Origin of the sequence: Pseudoduganella aquatica, from assembly GCF_020865585.1 — a bacterium.
Lineage (GTDB): Bacteria > Pseudomonadota > Gammaproteobacteria > Burkholderiales > Burkholderiaceae_D > Rugamonas > Rugamonas aquatica_A.
On the sequence record NZ_CP086370.1, the window covers coordinates 453,783 to 468,767 of the forward strand.

Consider the following 14,985-nt stretch of genomic DNA (forward strand, 5'->3'; position numbering starts at 1 on the left):
TTGCTCCCACGCTACAAAGTCAGGAATAGTCCCTTACGTCGTCGATCACCTTGCCATCGTTGGGCAAACTGCCTTTAACTGCGAAAGCGACTTCGCCGCGCAGCTTGGTCAGGTCGCGAATAGTTTCTATGATGGAATTAGCCTGTACAAGCGCCGGATTGTCGACTTCGCAATGCAAGGTCATCACATCGTTCGCCATCTTGCCGGAAACGACCAGCCGCGCCTTCAGTATCTCCGGGTGGCGGCGCGTAATTTCGTTCACCTGCGAGGGGTGGACGAACATGGCGCGCACCTTGGTGGTCTGGTCGGCGCGGCCCATCCAGCCGCGGATGCGGATATTCGTGCGGCCGCAGGGCGAGGGCAGGGCGTCGGTCAGGATGGCGGACAGGTCGCCGGTGGCGAAGCGTATCAGCGGATAGTCCGGGTTGAACAGCGTGACCAGCACTTCCCCCGCTTCGCCGGGCGGCACCGGCTCGCCGCTGCCGGGGCGGACGATTTCCAGCAGCACGTCCTCGTCCAGCACCATGCCGGGATGGACGGTGTCGCCGCTGCGGGTTTCGTAGGCGATGCTGCCGATGTCGGCCGAGGCGTAGGTTTGCAGCACGTGCGGCACGCCGTTCTCGGCGAACCAGCGCCGCAGCGATTCGGGCAGCGCTTCAGCGCCCATCATGGCCTGTTTCACGCTGCTGATGTCCGCTCCCATCTCGCGCGCTTTTTCGATAATGATCTTGAGGAAGGACGGCGTGCCGATATAGGTGTCCGGCCTGAGCGCCTGCATGGCTTGCACCTGCAGCTCGGTCTGGCCGCTGCCGGCCGGGATCACCGCGCAGCCGATGCGCGCCGCGCCGCCTTCCACCATGAAGGCGGCGGGCGTGAAGTGGTAGGCGAAGCAGTTTTGCAGCAGGCCGCCGGCGCGCACGCCGGCCGCGTACATGGGCCGCGAAAAGCGCCACCAGTCGGCGCCGCGCCCCTCGGGGTCGAAGATGGGGCCGGGCGACATGAACACGCGCGACAGCTGGCCCACCGGCGTGGCGTTCAGGCCGCCGAAGGGCTGGAGCTGCTGCTGCAGCGTCTTCAGGTCGGACTTGCGCGTGACCGGCAGCGCGGCCAGCGCGGCGCGGCTGTTGACGGCGTTGGCGTCCACGCCGGCCAGGATGCGGCCCCAGCCCGGCGCGCTCTGCGCGCGCGCGACCAGGCCGGGCAGGCGCGCCAGCAGTTCGCGTTCGCGCTGCTCGGGGGCGCGCGTTTCCAGGCTGTCCAGGGTGTCGCTCATCATTTCTCTCCGATTTCGCGCTGCAGTTTCTTGGTCAGTTTGCTGAAGATGATGGCGTGGGAACGTGTCAGCAGCTCGGCCGCTTCGGCGTCGCTCACCGCCTTGAAGTCCACGATCTTCACCCACTTGGCGCGCGCCAGGTAGGGCGCGGCGATGATGCCGGGGCGGTCGGTCAGCTCCAGGAAGCGCTCGTCGTCCACCTTGAAGCTGATGCCTTCCGCGTCCGCGCAGTTGCCGGTGACGGCGAACATTTTTTCGCCGACCGAGAACACCAGGTCGGCGCCCCATTTGATGTCTTCGGTGGCGCCGGGCAGGGCGCGGCAGACTGCAATGGCTTTTTCCAGTTTCATAAATTCCTCAAGCCAGCCAGCGTTTGCGGCGGCGGTAAAACTTCATGTCGCGGAAGCTCTTGCGGCCGGCGCCGGACATGCCCAGGTAGAACTCTTTCACGTCCTCGTTGTTGGCCAGTTCGGTGGCCTCGCCTTCCATCACCACGCGGCCGTTCTCCAGGATGTAGCCGAAGTCCGCGTAGCGCAGTGCCACGTTGGTGTTCTGCTCGGCCAGCAGGAAGGAGACGTTTTCCTTGTGGTTCAAGTCCTTCACGATGCCGAAGATTTCGTCCACGATCTGCGGCGCGATGCCCATCGACGGTTCATCGAGCAAAATCATGGAAGGTTTGGCCATCAGTGCACGGCCTATGGCGCACATCTGCTGCTCGCCGCCCGAGGTGTAGCCGGCCTGGCTGGCGCGGCGCTCCTTCAGGCGCGGGAAGTAGTGGTACACCTTGTCCAGCGACTCCTTCAGTTCGGCGCGGCCCAGGTTGCGGGTGTAGGCGCCGGTGAGCAGGTTTTCCTCTATGGTCAGGTGGCCGAAGCAGTGGCGGCCTTCCATCACTTGCGACAGGCCGCGTTTCACCAGTTCGTTGGGCGTAAGCTGGTCCACGCGCTCGCCCTTGAACTGGACTTCGCCCTTGGTGACGTCGCCGCGTTCGCCGCGCAGCAGCGTGGAGATGGTTTTCAGCGTGGTCGACTTGCCCGCGCCGTTGGCGCCCAGCAGCGCCACGATCTTCCCTTGTGGGACTTGCAGCGACACCCCTTTCAGGACCAGGATCACATGGTCGTAGATCACCTCGATGTTGTTCACCGAGAGGTAGGGCGGAGGTGCGGCGGCGGTTGCAGTGTCCATGGCGGCTTTTCCAAAAATTGTTCGATGGGCGGACCGGAGGCCCGCCCACGGCTGTTACTTGGCGCAGGCTGGCGTAATGCCTTTTTCAGCCGCGTACTTGGCGGACGATTCTTCCACCAGCTTGCGGGTGAGCGCCTTGTCGCCCACCACCCAGTTCGGCGTGATGGCTACCCATTTCTTGCCGTCCCATTGCTGCACTTTCACGGCGCCCGAGCCTTCGTGGTCGTCGCAGGTGGTTTTCACCGGCGGGAACATGCCCAGCGCGCCCAGCGCTTTCTGGCGCGCTTCGTCGATGTCCATGTTCTCCAGGCCCCAGCGGATCTGGTCCCCGGTCATGACCTTGCCCTTGCCGAATTTCTCCTGCGCGTGGCGGATCGCTTCCGCGTACAGGATGCCGGCCGTGACGCCGCGCATGTGGTACACGGAACCGATGCGGCTCTGGTCGGCCAGATTGCCTTTGCCGGCCGCGTACACCTTCTTGCGCAGCTCGTCGAGCAGCGGGTAGTTGCCCGGCGTGTTGAAGGTCATCGAGGTGTAGCCCTTGGCCGCGTCGCCGGATGCGATGGTGTCTTCTTCCGAGCCCGCCCACCACACGCCCAGCATTTTCTCGCGCGGGAAGCCGTTGCGCTGCGCGGTCTTGATGGCGACCGAATTCATCACGCCCCAGCCCCACAGGATCACGTGGTCCGGATTGGCCTGGCGTATTTGCAGCCATTGCGACTGCTGCTCGCTGCCCGGCGGCGCCACCGCGATCTTGATCAGTTCAAAGCCGTGCTGCTTGGCCAGTTCCTCCAGCACCGGCAAGGGTTCCTTGCCGAAGGCCGAGTCGTGGTACAGGTGCACGATCTTCTTGCCTTTCAGCTTGGCCATGCCGCCGTTCTTGTCGCCCAGGTATTTGATCATGGCGGCGGCCTGGTTCCAGTAGCTGGTAATCAGCGGGAACACATAGGGGAAGACCTTGCCGTTGGCGGCGTCCGAGCGGCCGTAGCCCAGGGTGGTCATCGGCACCTTGTCTTTCGCCACGCGGTCCAGGATGCCGTAGGCGATGCCGGTCGACAGCGGCTCGACCAGGGTGGCGCCGCCGTTCTTGGTTTTCAGGCGCTCATAGCACTCGATGCCGCGCGAAGGGTTGTATTCGGTCTCGCATTCTTCCCACGAGATCTTGGTGCCGTTGATGCCGCCGTTGGCGTTGACCAGGTTGAAGTAGTCGATGATGCCGCCGTAGAAGCCCGAACCGCCCGCCGCATAAGGGCCTACGCGGTAGGAAGGCAGGGCGATGAATTGCTCGGTCTGGGCGAACGCGCCGCCCATGGATGCGAGCAGGGTGGCGCCTATTACCAGGGATTTAATCGATTTCATTGTTTTGTCTCCTCCAATTGTTGTAGGAAGCGCTCAGTGCGGGAAAGGCCACAGGCGCAGTTTCTCTTTACCGATTTGCCACAAACGCGCCAGACCGTGGGGCTCCACGATCAGGAAAAAGATGATGAGGGCGCCGAACACCATCAACTCGAGATTGGACGCCACGCTGGTGGGCAGCCCCAGTCCGTGCGCCAGGATATTCAGGAACACAGGCAGCAGCACGATGAAGGCCGAGCCGAGGAAGGAGCCCAGTATCGAGCCCACGCCGCCGATGATGATCATGAACAGGATGCGGAACGACAGGTCCAGGTTGTACGCTTCCGGCTCCACCGTGCCGAGGTAGGCGAAGGCGTACAGCGCGCCGGCCACGCCGCAGTAGAAGGAGCTGACGGCAAAGGCCATCAGCTTGGTGCGCAGCGGGCGGAAGCCGATCACTTCGGCCGCCACGTCCATGTCGCGGATCGCCATCCAGGAGCGGCCGACGTTGGAGCGCACCATGTTCTTGGCCAGCAGCGCCATGATGGCGACCACGAACAGCACCAGCAGGTATTTGCGCGCCGGCGTGTCGAAGGCGTAGCCCAGGATTTCCATTTTCTGCGCGGTGATCACGCCGGAGGAGCTGTAATTCGTCAGCCAGCCTATCTTGGTGAGGCACCACACCACGAAGAACTGCGTCGCCAGCGTGGACGCGGCCAGGTAGAAGCCGCGTATGCGCAGCGAGGGCAGGCCGAAGGCGATGCCCACCATGGCCGCGCACAGGCCGCCCAGCACGAAGGCCAGCAGCACCGGGATGCCGGGAATGCGCAGGATGAAGTTGTAGGAGGCGAAGGCGCCCACCGCCATGAAGGCGGCGGTGCCCAGCGAGAGCTGGCCCGCGTAGCCGGTGAGGATGTTGAGCCCCAGCGCGGCCAGCGCGAAAATCAGGAAGGGGATCAGGATGGCGGACAGCATATAGGGCGAGGCCAGCAGCGGCAGCGCCACCACCGCCACGATCAGCGTGGCGCCCAGCGCAAGGCGGTCCTGGCGGATGGGGAAGATCTGGCCGTCGGCCTGGTAGCTCGTCTTGAATTGTCCTGCTTCACGGTAGAACATGGCGTGTCCTTTCAGATCCTGCGGATGATTTTTTCGCCGAACAGGCCCTCGGGCCGCACCAGCAGGAACAGCAGGGCCAGCACGTAAGGGAACCAGCCCTCGATGCCGCCGCCCACCATGGGGCCGATATAGACCTCGGCCAGTTTTTCGGACGCGCCGATAATCAGCCCGCCGACGATGGCGCCCGGCACCGAGGTGAAGCCGCCCAGTATCAGCACCGGCAAGGCTTTCAGCGCGATGAAGGTGAGCGCGAACTGCACGCCGTTGCGCGCGCCCCAGAGCAGGCCCGCCACCAGCGCCACCATGCCCGCCACTGCCCACAGGATGCCCCAGATGCGTTGCAGCGGGATGCCCACCGCCAGCGCGGCCTGGTGGTCGTCCGCCACGGCGCGCAGCGCGCGGCCCACCTTGGTCTTGGAGAACACCAGCGACAGCACCAGCACCATCACGCCGCACACCATGGCCGCCGTCACGTCGAACTGCGACACGATGATGTTGAATTTATCGAGCAGGAACTGCAGCGGCACGTCCTCGATGGGCAGTTCCAGGCGGTGCACCTGCGATCCCCACATCAGCTGCGCCAGGCCCTCGATGAAGAACGCCAGGCCTATGGTGGCCATGAACAGCGTGATCTCGGGCTGGTTCACCAAAGGCCGCAGCACCACGCGCTCGATCAGCAGGCCGAGGATGATCATGGCCACCACCGTGGCCGGTATCGCCAGCCATAGCGAGAAGCCGAATTTGTCCATCAGGCCCACGCAGGTGAGCGCGGCGAAGAACACCATGGCGCCCTGCGCGAAGTTGAACACGCCGGAAGCCTTGTAGATCAGCACAAAGCCGATCGCCACCAGCGCATACATCACGCCGGACAGCAGGCCGCCGATCAGCACTTCAAAGAAAAAACTGATATTCATGGTGCAGCCCCTTAATGCGTGCCGAGATAAGCGTTGATCACGTCCTGGTTGCTGCGCACTTCGTCCGGCGTGCCGTCGCCGATTTTTTTGCCGTAGTCCAGCACCACCACGCGGTCCGAGATGTCCATCACCACGCCCATGTCGTGCTCGATCAGCACGATGGTGGTGCCGAACTGGTCGTTCACGTCGAGGATGAAGCGGCACATGTCCTGCTTTTCCTCCACGTTCATGCCGGCCATGGGTTCGTCCAGCAGCAGGATCTCGGGTTCGGCGGCCAGCGCCCGGCCCAGCTCCACGCGCTTCTGCAGGCCGTAGGGCAGGCGGCCCACCGGTGTTTTGCGGATGGCCTGGATCTCCAGGAAGTCGATGATCTCCTCGGCTTTCACGCGGTGCGCAATTTCCTCGCGCCGCGCCGGTCCCCAGTACAGGGCCTGCATCAGGAAGTTGGACTTCATCTTGAGGTTACGGCCGGTCATGATGTTGTCCAGCACCGTCATGCCCTTGAACAGGGCAATGTTCTGGAAGGTGCGCGCGATGCCGGACTTGGCGGCGCCGTAGCAATCCATGCCCTTGCGCTGCTGGCCCTTGTGGATAATGGCGCCCTGCTGCGGGCGGTACACGCCGTTGATCACGTTCAGCATGGAGCTTTTGCCCGCGCCGTTGGGGCCGATGATGGCGCGGATCTCATGCTGGCGCACGTCGAAGGAGATGTCGGTGAGCGCCTTCACGCCGCCGAAGGACAGCGAGATGTTCTTCAGGTCCAGGATCACGGGGCCGATACGGCGCGTGGCGCGCAGCAGCGCGTCGGGTTCGTTCATTTGCATGGAGGTCTCCTCGATCACGCGGCTTTACCCACGACCGGGTAAGTCTTGCTGTCCTGGATGCGCAGGTCGGCGGCCGCCGTGCCCACGCGGCCGTCCTCGAATTTGACTTGCGTCTCGATGTATTGCGATGGCTTGCCGGAGTAGAGCGCGTCGATCAGCACCGCGTACTTCTCGGCCACGAATTTGCGGCGCACTTTGCGGGTGCGGGTCAGCTCGTCGTCGTCCGGGTCCAGCTCCTTGTGCAGCACCAGGAAGCGCTTGATCTGCGTGTTGCCCATCAGCGCTTCGGTGGCCAGGTCGGCGTTGACCTTCTCGATGCACTCCTGCACCAGCTCATAGGTCTGCGGCAGCCCGGCAAGGTCGGTGTAGCCCGAGTAGGCGATGCCGCGCCGTTCGGCCCAGTTGCCCACCGCTTCCATGTCGATGTTGATGAAGGCGCACACATGGCCGCGTTCATGGCCGAAGGCCACCGCCTCCTTGATGAAGGGGAAGAACTTGAGCTTGTTCTCGATGTAGTTGGGCGCGAAGATGGTCCCGCACTGCATCTTGCCCACGTCGGCCGCGCGGTCGATGATCTTCAGGTGGCCTTCGCTGTCGAACACGCCCGCGTCGCCGGTGTGGAAATAGCCTTGCTCGTCCAGCGCTTCGGCGGTGGCGTCGGGGCGCTTGTAGTAGCAGTGCATGGTGGAGGCGGACTTCACCAGCACCTCGCCGTTGGATGCCAGTTTCACTTCCACGCCGGGCGCGGGCAGGCCCACGCTGTCGAACTTGATGTTGCGGTCCGGCTGCAGGCAGATGTAGGCGCAGGTCTCGGTGGAGCCGTAGAACTGCTTCAGGTTCACGCCGATGGAGCGGTAGAAGCGGAACAGGTCGGGGCCGATGGCGGCGCCTGCCGTGTAGGCCACGCGCACGCGCGACATGCCCAGCACATTTTTCAGCGGGCCGTAGACGAAGAAGCGGCCCAGCGCGTACTTGATGCGCTCGCCCGTGGGCACGGGCTTGCCGTCCAGGATGTCGGCGCCGCTGCGGCGCGCCACGTCCATAAAGTAGTGGAACATGCGCTGCTTGAGGGCGCCCGCGTCCTCCATCCGTATCATCACCGTGGTCAGCATGTTCTCGAACACGCGCGGCGGGGCGAAGTAGAAGGTGGGGCCGATCTCGCGCATGTCCGTCATCACGGTGTCGCCCGATTCGGGGCAGTTCACGGTGAAGCCGGCCACCATGGCCTGCGCCACCGAGAACAGGCAGTCGCCCACCCAGGCCATGGGCAGGTAGGACAGCACGTTTTCGTCGTCGGTGAGGTTCTCGAACGTCACGCCGCCTTCGCCTGCCTCGATAAAGGCCGCGTGGGTCTGGCACACGCCTTTGGGGCGGCCGGTGGTGCCGGAGGTGTACAGGATGATGGCGGTGTCGCCGGACTGGCCGGCCTGCACGGCGGCGTCGAAGAAGCCGGGGTGGGCCTTGTCGTAGTCGCGGCCCAGCTCCTGCAGCTTGGCGAAGGAGATCAGCTCCTTGTGCGTGTAGTGGCGCATGCCGCGTTCGTCGTCGTAGGCGATGTGCTCGATGTGGGGATAGAGTTCGGCCAGCTCGTGCAGCTTGTCGACCTGCTCCTGGTCTTCCACGATGGCGTAGTGGATTTCGGCGTTTTCCAGCACATAGGCCATGTCGGCGGCCGGCGCGTCCTGGTACAGCGGCACCGGCACGCCGCCCAGGCATTGGGCCGCCAGCATGGACCAGTACAGGCGCGGACGGTTGTCGCCGATCACGGCCAGGTTCATGCCGCGTTCAAAGCCGAGCGCAGCCAGGCCGCAGGCCAGGGCGCGCACTTCCTCGTTGACCTGGCCCCAGGTCCAGGTCTGCCAGATGCCCAAGTACTTTTCGCGGAACGCAGGCTTGTGCGCTCTCGCTTTCCCATGCTGCAGCAAGCGGCGCGGGAATGTGTCCAGATCTTTTTGCACCTTTGTCTCCTTCGTGACTCGTTGCGAGCGAGGGGTGTGCCTTTTCTTCGATGTGTGTGATGATAGTAGCTCGCGTTTTATACACAGGTTGTCTTTTCGGTGACAATTCATCCATATTTTGATGTTGCTATGCAACAATGACAAACAAGCCACCCACCCTTAAAGAAGCGCTGCGCTCGGCCATCTGGGCGCAGGCGCTCACGCCCGAGCAAATGGCGCGGGTGGAAGCTGACACTTACGAGACGTTCGTGCCGAAAGGCGGCTTTGTGTGCCGAAAAGGCGAGGTGGTCGACAACTGGGTGGGCATCATTGCCGGCATGGTGAAGATGAACAATTTTTCGCCGTCCGGCAAAAGCGTCACCTTCACCGGCGTACCGCCCGGAGGCTGGTTCGGCGAAGGCTCCCTGCTGAAGAACGAGCCACGCAAATACGACGCCATGGCGCTGCGCGACAGCCGCATCGCACGCATGCCGGCCGATACTTTTAACTGGCTGCTGGAAACGAGTCTACCGTTTACACGCTTTTTATTGATGCAGCTCAATGAGCGGCTGGGGCAGTTCATCGGCATGGTGGAAAACGACCGCCTGCTCGACATCGACACGCGCGTGGCGCGCTGCCTGGCGGGGCTGTTCAACTCGCTGCTGTATCCGGGGATCGAGAAGCTGGTGCAGATTTCCCAGGAGGAAATCGGCCTGCTGTCGGGCGCATCGCGCCAGCGCGCCAACCAGGCTTTGCAGGTGCTGGAGAAGCAGGGCCTGCTGCGCCTGGACTACGGCGGCATCCGCATCCTCGACCTGGAAGGGCTGCGGCGCTTCGAAGCGCCCGAGGCTTAAAACCAGCCGCGCCGCAGGCCGAAGGCCACCACCAGCAGCACTGTTCCGAGCAGCGACAGCGCGAGAGAGGCCTTGTTCGGCTTGTGCAGCGCGAGCGGCTGCCCGGCAGGCTGCGCCTTGGGCCAGTTCAACACATACGAACCCGCCATGGCGAAAAATCCGGCGCTGGTCAGCAGCTCCGTGATATTGCCGCTGCTCAGTCCCGAAAACAGATCAAAAATTGCGCCTATCAGCAGCAGGGTGATACCGGCGAGGAGGAATTTCTTAGATTTGTGCATGCCACGATATTATCATTTGACAACATTCCCCGCGACAGAAATCCTCCGCTGCCAGCTGTTCGGGCTGCCGGCAGTGTTAGTGGCATAACACTGCATTGCGGACACTTGGTATAAGCTGTGGGTATCACTCACCTGTTATGGGAGGGCAAGAGCATGGATACCCTGGCACGCCGGATCGGCGAAATGATGTTGTTGCGCGGCGCTACGGCGGCCGTGGCGCGGTGGGGGGTGATGCGCGTGGTGGGCGTGGCCGGGCTGGCGCTGGCTGGCTACTACCTCCTCTCCCATCATAAAGAGACGCCCCGTCTGCTGCCAGCCCCGGATGCGACCGGGCGCAGCGAGCTGAGCGGCTGGCCCGGCGAGGACCGCCGCCGCGCCCCCGAACTTGAGCCCGGCATGACTTATCCGGGCGAGCGCCGTACCTTGCATTGAGGTCTACATCAAAGCTTGCTGCGGAGTATGATAGAGCCAAGTCGACAGCTTCACTTTGCTCATGCCCAACTCAGACCTTTCCACCATCGCTGGCCGCCTTGCCGCATTGCGCGCGGCCATGCGCGACCGGCGGATAGACGCCTTCATGGTGCCGTCCGCCGATCCGCACCTCTCCGAATATTTGCCGCAGCACTGGCAGGGCCGCGAATGGCTGTCGGGCTTTACCGGCTCGGTCGGCACCTTCATCATCACGGCCGATTTTGCCGGCGTGTGGACCGACGGCCGCTACTGGACCCAGGCCGAGACCGAGCTGGCTGGCTCCACCATACAGCTGATGAAAATTGCGTCCGGCGCCAGCGTGCAGTATGTGGACTGGCTGGCCGAGAACATGAAACCCGGCCAGACCGTGGCGGTGGACGGCGCGGTGCTCGGCCTGGCCGTGGCGCGCCTGCTGGAGCAGGCACTGGCGCCCAAGAAAGTCGCGCTGCGCACGGACCGCGACCTGCTGAACGACATCTGGCACGGCCGGCCCAGCTTGCCAACGGCGGAAGTCTATGAATTGCTGCCGCCCTACGCCACCAAGAGCCGCACCGGCAAGCTGGCCGACCTGCGCGCGGCCATGTCGCGCCTCGGCGCCCGCCACCACGTGATCTCCACGCTGGACGACATCGCCTGGCTGTTCAATCTGCGCGGCGCGGACGTGAATTACAACCCGGTTTTCCTGGCACACGCCCTCATCGGTCCGGTACGCGCCACATTATTCGTGGCCGAAGGCAAGGTGCCGCCCGGGCTGGCCGCGTGTCTGGCGGAGGAAGGCGTGGATCTGGCCCCTTACGGCGCGTTCGCCGCCGCGCTGGCCGCGCTGCCTGCGGACGGCACTGTGCTGCTCGATCCGCGCCGCGTCACCCACGGCACGCGCCAGGCGCTGCCCGCAAAAGTGGCGGTGCTGGAAGCGGTGAATCCCACCACGCTGGCCAAGTCCCGCAAGTCCGACGCCGAAGCCGCGCACGTGCGCGCCACCATGGAGCAGGACGGTGCGGCGCTGTGCGAATTCTTCTGCTGGCTGGAGCACACCCTGGCCGATCCGCAGCGCGAACCGTTGACCGAAGTGGCCATCAACACCCACATCACCGCCGCCCGCGCGCGCCGTCCGCATTTTGTCAGCCCCAGCTTCGGCACCATCGCCGGCTTCAAGTCCAACGGCGCCATCATGCACTACCGTGCCACCGAGGCCAGCCATGCGGTGATCGAGGGCGACGGCCTGCTGCTGATCGATTCCGGCGGCCAGTACCTGGGCGGCACCACGGACATCACGCGCGTGGTGCCGGTGGGCGCCATCACGGCCGAGCACAGGCGCGACTTCACGCTGGTGCTCAAGGGCATGATCGCGCTGTCCGCCACCAGGTTCCCGCAAGGCACCAAGTCGCCCATGCTGGACGCGATTGCGCGCGCGCCGATCTGGGCTGCCGGCATCGATTTCGGCCACGGCACCGGCCACGGCGTGGGCTTCTTCTTGAACGTGCATGAAGGCCCGCAGTCGATTTCGCCGTCCGCCATGCCGGAGCCGCACACGGCCATGGAGAGCGGCATGATCACCTCCATCGAACCCGGCATTTACCGGCCGGGCAGCTGGGGCATCCGCATCGAGAACCTGGTGCTGAACCAGCCGGCGGAAAGCGGTGAATTCGGCCCCTTCCTGCGCTTCGAAACCTTGACCCTGTGCCCCATCGACACGCGCTGCCTGGACCACGCGCTGCTGCGCGAGGACGAGCGCGCCTGGCTCAACGACTATCACGCCACGGTGCGCCAGCGCCTGGCCCCGCACCTGTCCGGCGATGCGCTGGCCTGGCTGCACACCCGCACGGAGGCAGTATGAGTTCGTCCCGTTCCACCCGTGCCAGCAATGCGCTCGACCGTTTGAAAGAGCGCAGCGGCAACAAGCTGTACACCATGTCGCGCACCGGCAGCGGCCATTTCTTCCTCACCGCCGGCCCCGGCCAGCCGCCGCTGTGCGCGCCGATGGAGCTGGACGAGTTTGTCGCCTTCGTCAACGCGCAGGGGCCGCAGAAAGTGCAGCGCATGAGCAAGCTGGACGTCGCGTTTGAAAAACAGCTGACCAAAAAAACCGAACAATAACCAGGGGACGGCCATGCCTTCCAACGCCTTGCTAGACGCCTACTGGTCCGCCAGTGAACTGGCCACCAACTGCATCGTCTTGTTGAATATCCTTGGCGCCCTCCTGCTGGGGCTGCTGGTCGGCTACGAACGCTCCTATCATGGCCGCGCGGCGGGCATGCGCACCTACGGCCTGGTGTGCATGGCCTCCTGCGCGCTGACGGTGATCTCCGGTTATCCCTCGTTCTGGTACGGCGGGCATATGGCGCATGTGGGCAGCGTGATCGGCACCGATCCAACCCGCGTGATCCAGGGCATCGTCACCGGCATCGGCTTCCTGGGCGCGGGCGTCATCATGCGCGAGGGCTTCAACATCAGCGGGTTGACCACGGCCGCGTCCATCTGGGCCTCGTCGGCCATCGGCGTGATGATAGGGGTGGGCTTCTACCTCGGCGCCATGGGCCTGGCCTTTATGTGTTCGATGTCGATGATTTATCTGTCCAAGCTGGAGGCGTGGCTGCCGTCGCGCCACGCGGTGGCGCTCACCATGCGCTTCAGGGCGGGCTATGTGCCCAACGAGGCCGCGCTGCGCGATATCGCGCTCAAGCGCGGCTATGAAATCGCGGGCGGATCCATGATGATCGCCAGCGACAAGGGCATGCAGGAATGGCGCTTTGTCGCCATTGCGCTGAGCAAGCGTTCAGGCGCGTCCATGTCCGAACTGGCGGCGGAAATGGCGCAGTTCGAGGGCCTGGAAGGGTTCCAGGTTTCCCACGCGCGCAATTGAGTTTGAGGAAGAGCTAGATGGTTTTGACGACAGCACAGGACGTACTGGATTTCTGGTTCCTGCCGATAGGCGTGAAGGGTCACAACACCCAGCGTGCCGAATGGTTCCGCAAGGACGACGCCTTCGACGCGCAGATCCGCGAACAGTTCGGCGACCTGGTGGCGCAGGCCCTGCATGGCGGCCTGCGGCACTGGGACGACGAGGGCACGCAAGGCACGCTGGCGCGCATCGTGGTGCTGGACCAGTTCACGCGTAATATCCATCGCGGCACGCCGCTGGCCTTCGCCGGCGACAGCCTGGCGCTGGAGGCGGCGCTGGCGCTGGACGACAGCGGCGCCAACCAGACCTTGCCGCCGGTGCAGCGCGTGTTTGCCTACCTGCCTTTCGAGCATGCGGAAAACCTGTCCATGCAGCTGCGCTCGCTGGACCTGTTCGACATGCTGCGCGCCTCGGCCACCGGCTTCGACGGCACCTATGATTACGCCAAGCGCCACTACGAAGTGATACGCCGCTTCGGCCGCTTCCCGCACCGCAACGCCATTCTCGGCCGCGCGTCGACGGCGGAGGAAACCGAGTTCCTCAAGCAGCCGGGATCGGGGTTCTGATGATCAGCCTGAGCGTGATCGGCGGCGGCCACGTGGGCCGCGCGCTGGGCCGCCTGTTCGCGCAGCAGGGCTTTGCAGTGCTGGACGTGCTGGCGCGCTCGCCCGAGTCTGCGCAGAACGCGGTGGACTTCATCGGCGCAGGCACGGCCGCTGGCGGCTACGCCGGCCTGCGCCCGGCTGCCGTCTACATGCTGTCCGTCGGCGACGACCAGATCTTGCCGGCCTGCGCTGCGCTGGCGGCGGCCGTGCCGCTGCAAGGCGCCATTGTGTTCCACTGCAGCGGCGCGCTGGCCTCCGACCGCCTGCAGGCCGCGCGCGACGCGGGCGCTTACGTGGCCAGCGTCCACCCCATCCGCAGCTTCGCCGACCCCGGCGCCGTGGCCGCCGCCTTCTCCGGCACTTTCTGCGGCGTGGAAGGCGACCCGCAAGCGCTGGCCGTGCTGGAACCGGCGCTGCTGGCCATGGGCGCGCGGCCGGTTGCCATCAACGCCGCCGCCAAGACGGTCTACCACGCCGCTGCCGTGTTCGCGAGCAACTACCTGACCACGGTGCTGGACGCCGCGCTGCGGGCCTACCAGGCCGCCGGCATCCCCGAGGCGACGGCGCGCGAGCTGGCCCAGCCGCTGGTGACGGAGACCGTGGCCAATGTGTTCAGGCTAGGCGCCGCGCCCGCGTTGAGCGGTCCCATCGCGCGCGGCGACATGGCCACCGTGGCCCGCCAGCAGCAGGCCGTTGCCCTATGGGACGCGCCCACGGGAGAGCTATATCAGGCGCTGGTTGCGCCGACGGAGAAACTTGCGAGCCGAAAGCACAACAAATAGAGTGAGTTGCTCGTCTTCACTGCCGATTTCCTTGTAAAACATCGGCAGAAGCAATAAGCTTAATTACTGGAAAACAAGAGCATGCCGGCCTCCGTGGTGCGGCGGCCAAGATAGGGGCAAGAACATGTTATTTCTGAAGAGCACGACCGTAACGAAGGCGCCCGGCATCTACGAAGTGGATATCGCCGCCAAGCCACCCGGCAAGACTTATGGCGTCTACCTGGCCACCGATCCGGACAATCCGCCTGCCGACGTGCTGACCGCGCTGGCAGCTGCCGGTTTCCAGAACACCCACAGCTCGGGCTATACCCACAAAGACCGCGGCAAGGTGCTGGATCTGCATTTCCAAAAAGACGGCACCGACCTGTTCAAGGGCTGGAAGCCGGAAGAAAACGAAGCCAACATGGCCCAGATCACCAAGATCTTCGCCGACGTTGGCATCGCCATCGCGCCGCGCGTCATGTCGCTGGCCGAAGCCTACGCTTAAACGCTAGCTTCACCCGGCAGGC

At 64.5% G+C, this 14,985-nt stretch carries 17 protein-coding genes; 8 read left to right on the plus strand and 9 right to left on the minus strand.

Translation table 11 applies throughout. From position 1 onward, the window contains the following. Positions 1 to 19: 19 nt before the first annotated feature. The 8 genes from KT882_RS02015 to KT882_RS02050 are packed head-to-tail and all read right to left on the minus strand — an operon-like array spanning position 20 to position 8,605. Positions 20 to 1,273 (minus strand): phenylacetate--CoA ligase family protein, encoded by a 1,254-nt coding sequence (locus tag KT882_RS02015; protein ID WP_228896829.1) that lies wholly within the window; start codon positions 1,271 to 1,273, stop codon positions 20 to 22. Beyond that, positions 1,273 to 1,623, minus strand: a complete 351-nt coding sequence (locus KT882_RS02020) for an MmcQ/YjbR family DNA-binding protein (protein WP_228894219.1) — start codon at positions 1,621 to 1,623, stop codon at positions 1,273 to 1,275. The genes KT882_RS02015 and KT882_RS02020 overlap by 1 nt, the downstream gene beginning before the upstream one ends. A 7-nt stretch (positions 1,624 to 1,630) precedes the next feature. After that, positions 1,631 to 2,458, minus strand: a complete 828-nt coding sequence (locus KT882_RS02025) for an ABC transporter ATP-binding protein (protein ID WP_161070188.1) — start codon at positions 2,456 to 2,458, stop codon at positions 1,631 to 1,633. Positions 2,459 to 2,512: 54 nt separating this feature from the next. Next, entirely contained in the window at positions 2,513 to 3,817 is a 1,305-nt protein-coding gene (locus tag KT882_RS02030) for an ABC transporter substrate-binding protein (RefSeq protein WP_161070187.1), read from the minus strand. 33 nt (positions 3,818 to 3,850) lie between these two features. Then, entirely contained in the window at positions 3,851 to 4,909 is a 1,059-nt protein-coding gene (locus tag KT882_RS02035; RefSeq protein WP_161070186.1) for a branched-chain amino acid ABC transporter permease, read from the minus strand. A gap of 11 nt (positions 4,910 to 4,920) precedes the next feature. Beyond that, complete coding sequence (locus KT882_RS02040) at positions 4,921 to 5,817, minus strand: branched-chain amino acid ABC transporter permease (RefSeq protein WP_228896831.1); 897 nt, start codon at positions 5,815 to 5,817, stop codon at positions 4,921 to 4,923. Between the two features lie 17 nt (positions 5,818 to 5,834). Continuing rightward, complete coding sequence (locus KT882_RS02045; protein WP_161070184.1) at positions 5,835 to 6,647, minus strand: ABC transporter ATP-binding protein; 813 nt, start codon at positions 6,645 to 6,647, stop codon at positions 5,835 to 5,837. Between the two features lie 14 nt (positions 6,648 to 6,661). Continuing rightward, positions 6,662 to 8,605, minus strand: a complete 1,944-nt coding sequence (locus tag KT882_RS02050) for an AMP-binding protein (protein WP_228894220.1) — start codon at positions 8,603 to 8,605, stop codon at positions 6,662 to 6,664. A gap of 137 nt (positions 8,606 to 8,742) precedes the next feature. Between KT882_RS02050 and KT882_RS02055 the strand changes: the two genes are divergently transcribed. Continuing rightward, positions 8,743 to 9,438, plus strand: coding sequence for a Crp/Fnr family transcriptional regulator (locus KT882_RS02055; RefSeq protein ID WP_161070182.1), 696 nt, complete (start codon positions 8,743 to 8,745; stop codon positions 9,436 to 9,438). On the opposite strand, the gene KT882_RS02060 is transcribed toward KT882_RS02055, so the two are convergent. After that, entirely contained in the window at positions 9,435 to 9,716 is a 282-nt protein-coding gene (locus tag KT882_RS02060; RefSeq protein ID WP_228894221.1) for a hypothetical protein, read from the minus strand. The genes KT882_RS02055 and KT882_RS02060 overlap by 4 nt on opposite strands. A gap of 153 nt (positions 9,717 to 9,869) precedes the next feature. On the opposite strand from KT882_RS02060, the gene KT882_RS02065 reads away from it, so the two are divergent. The 7 genes from KT882_RS02065 to KT882_RS02095 all read left to right on the plus strand — a co-directional run bounded on the left by KT882_RS02065 (position 9,870) and on the right by KT882_RS02095 (position 14,963). Next, on the plus strand, positions 9,870 to 10,148 hold the full coding sequence (locus KT882_RS02065) for a hypothetical protein (RefSeq protein WP_161070179.1): 279 nt from the start codon (positions 9,870 to 9,872) through the stop codon (positions 10,146 to 10,148). Between the two features lie 61 nt (positions 10,149 to 10,209). After that, positions 10,210 to 12,024 (plus strand): aminopeptidase P family protein, encoded by a 1,815-nt coding sequence (locus tag KT882_RS02070; RefSeq protein ID WP_161070178.1) that lies wholly within the window; start codon positions 10,210 to 10,212, stop codon positions 12,022 to 12,024. Beyond that, positions 12,021 to 12,284 (plus strand): hypothetical protein, encoded by a 264-nt coding sequence (locus tag KT882_RS02075; protein ID WP_161070177.1) that lies wholly within the window; start codon positions 12,021 to 12,023, stop codon positions 12,282 to 12,284. The genes KT882_RS02070 and KT882_RS02075 overlap by 4 nt, the downstream gene beginning before the upstream one ends. Before the next feature lie 13 nt (positions 12,285 to 12,297). Next, positions 12,298 to 13,050, plus strand: a complete 753-nt coding sequence (locus tag KT882_RS02080; RefSeq protein ID WP_161070176.1) for an MgtC/SapB family protein — start codon at positions 12,298 to 12,300, stop codon at positions 13,048 to 13,050. 17 nt (positions 13,051 to 13,067) lie between these two features. After that, positions 13,068 to 13,655, plus strand: a complete 588-nt coding sequence (locus KT882_RS02085; protein WP_228894222.1) for a DUF924 family protein — start codon at positions 13,068 to 13,070, stop codon at positions 13,653 to 13,655. Continuing rightward, positions 13,655 to 14,476 carry a Rossmann-like and DUF2520 domain-containing protein gene (locus KT882_RS02090; RefSeq protein WP_161070174.1) on the plus strand — a complete coding sequence of 274 codons (822 nt, stop codon included), beginning with the start codon at positions 13,655 to 13,657 and terminating at the stop codon, positions 14,474 to 14,476. The genes KT882_RS02085 and KT882_RS02090 overlap by 1 nt, the downstream gene beginning before the upstream one ends. A 124-nt stretch (positions 14,477 to 14,600) precedes the next feature. Next, complete coding sequence (locus KT882_RS02095) at positions 14,601 to 14,963, plus strand: hypothetical protein (RefSeq protein ID WP_161070173.1); 363 nt, start codon at positions 14,601 to 14,603, stop codon at positions 14,961 to 14,963. Positions 14,964 to 14,985 lie beyond the last annotated feature (22 nt).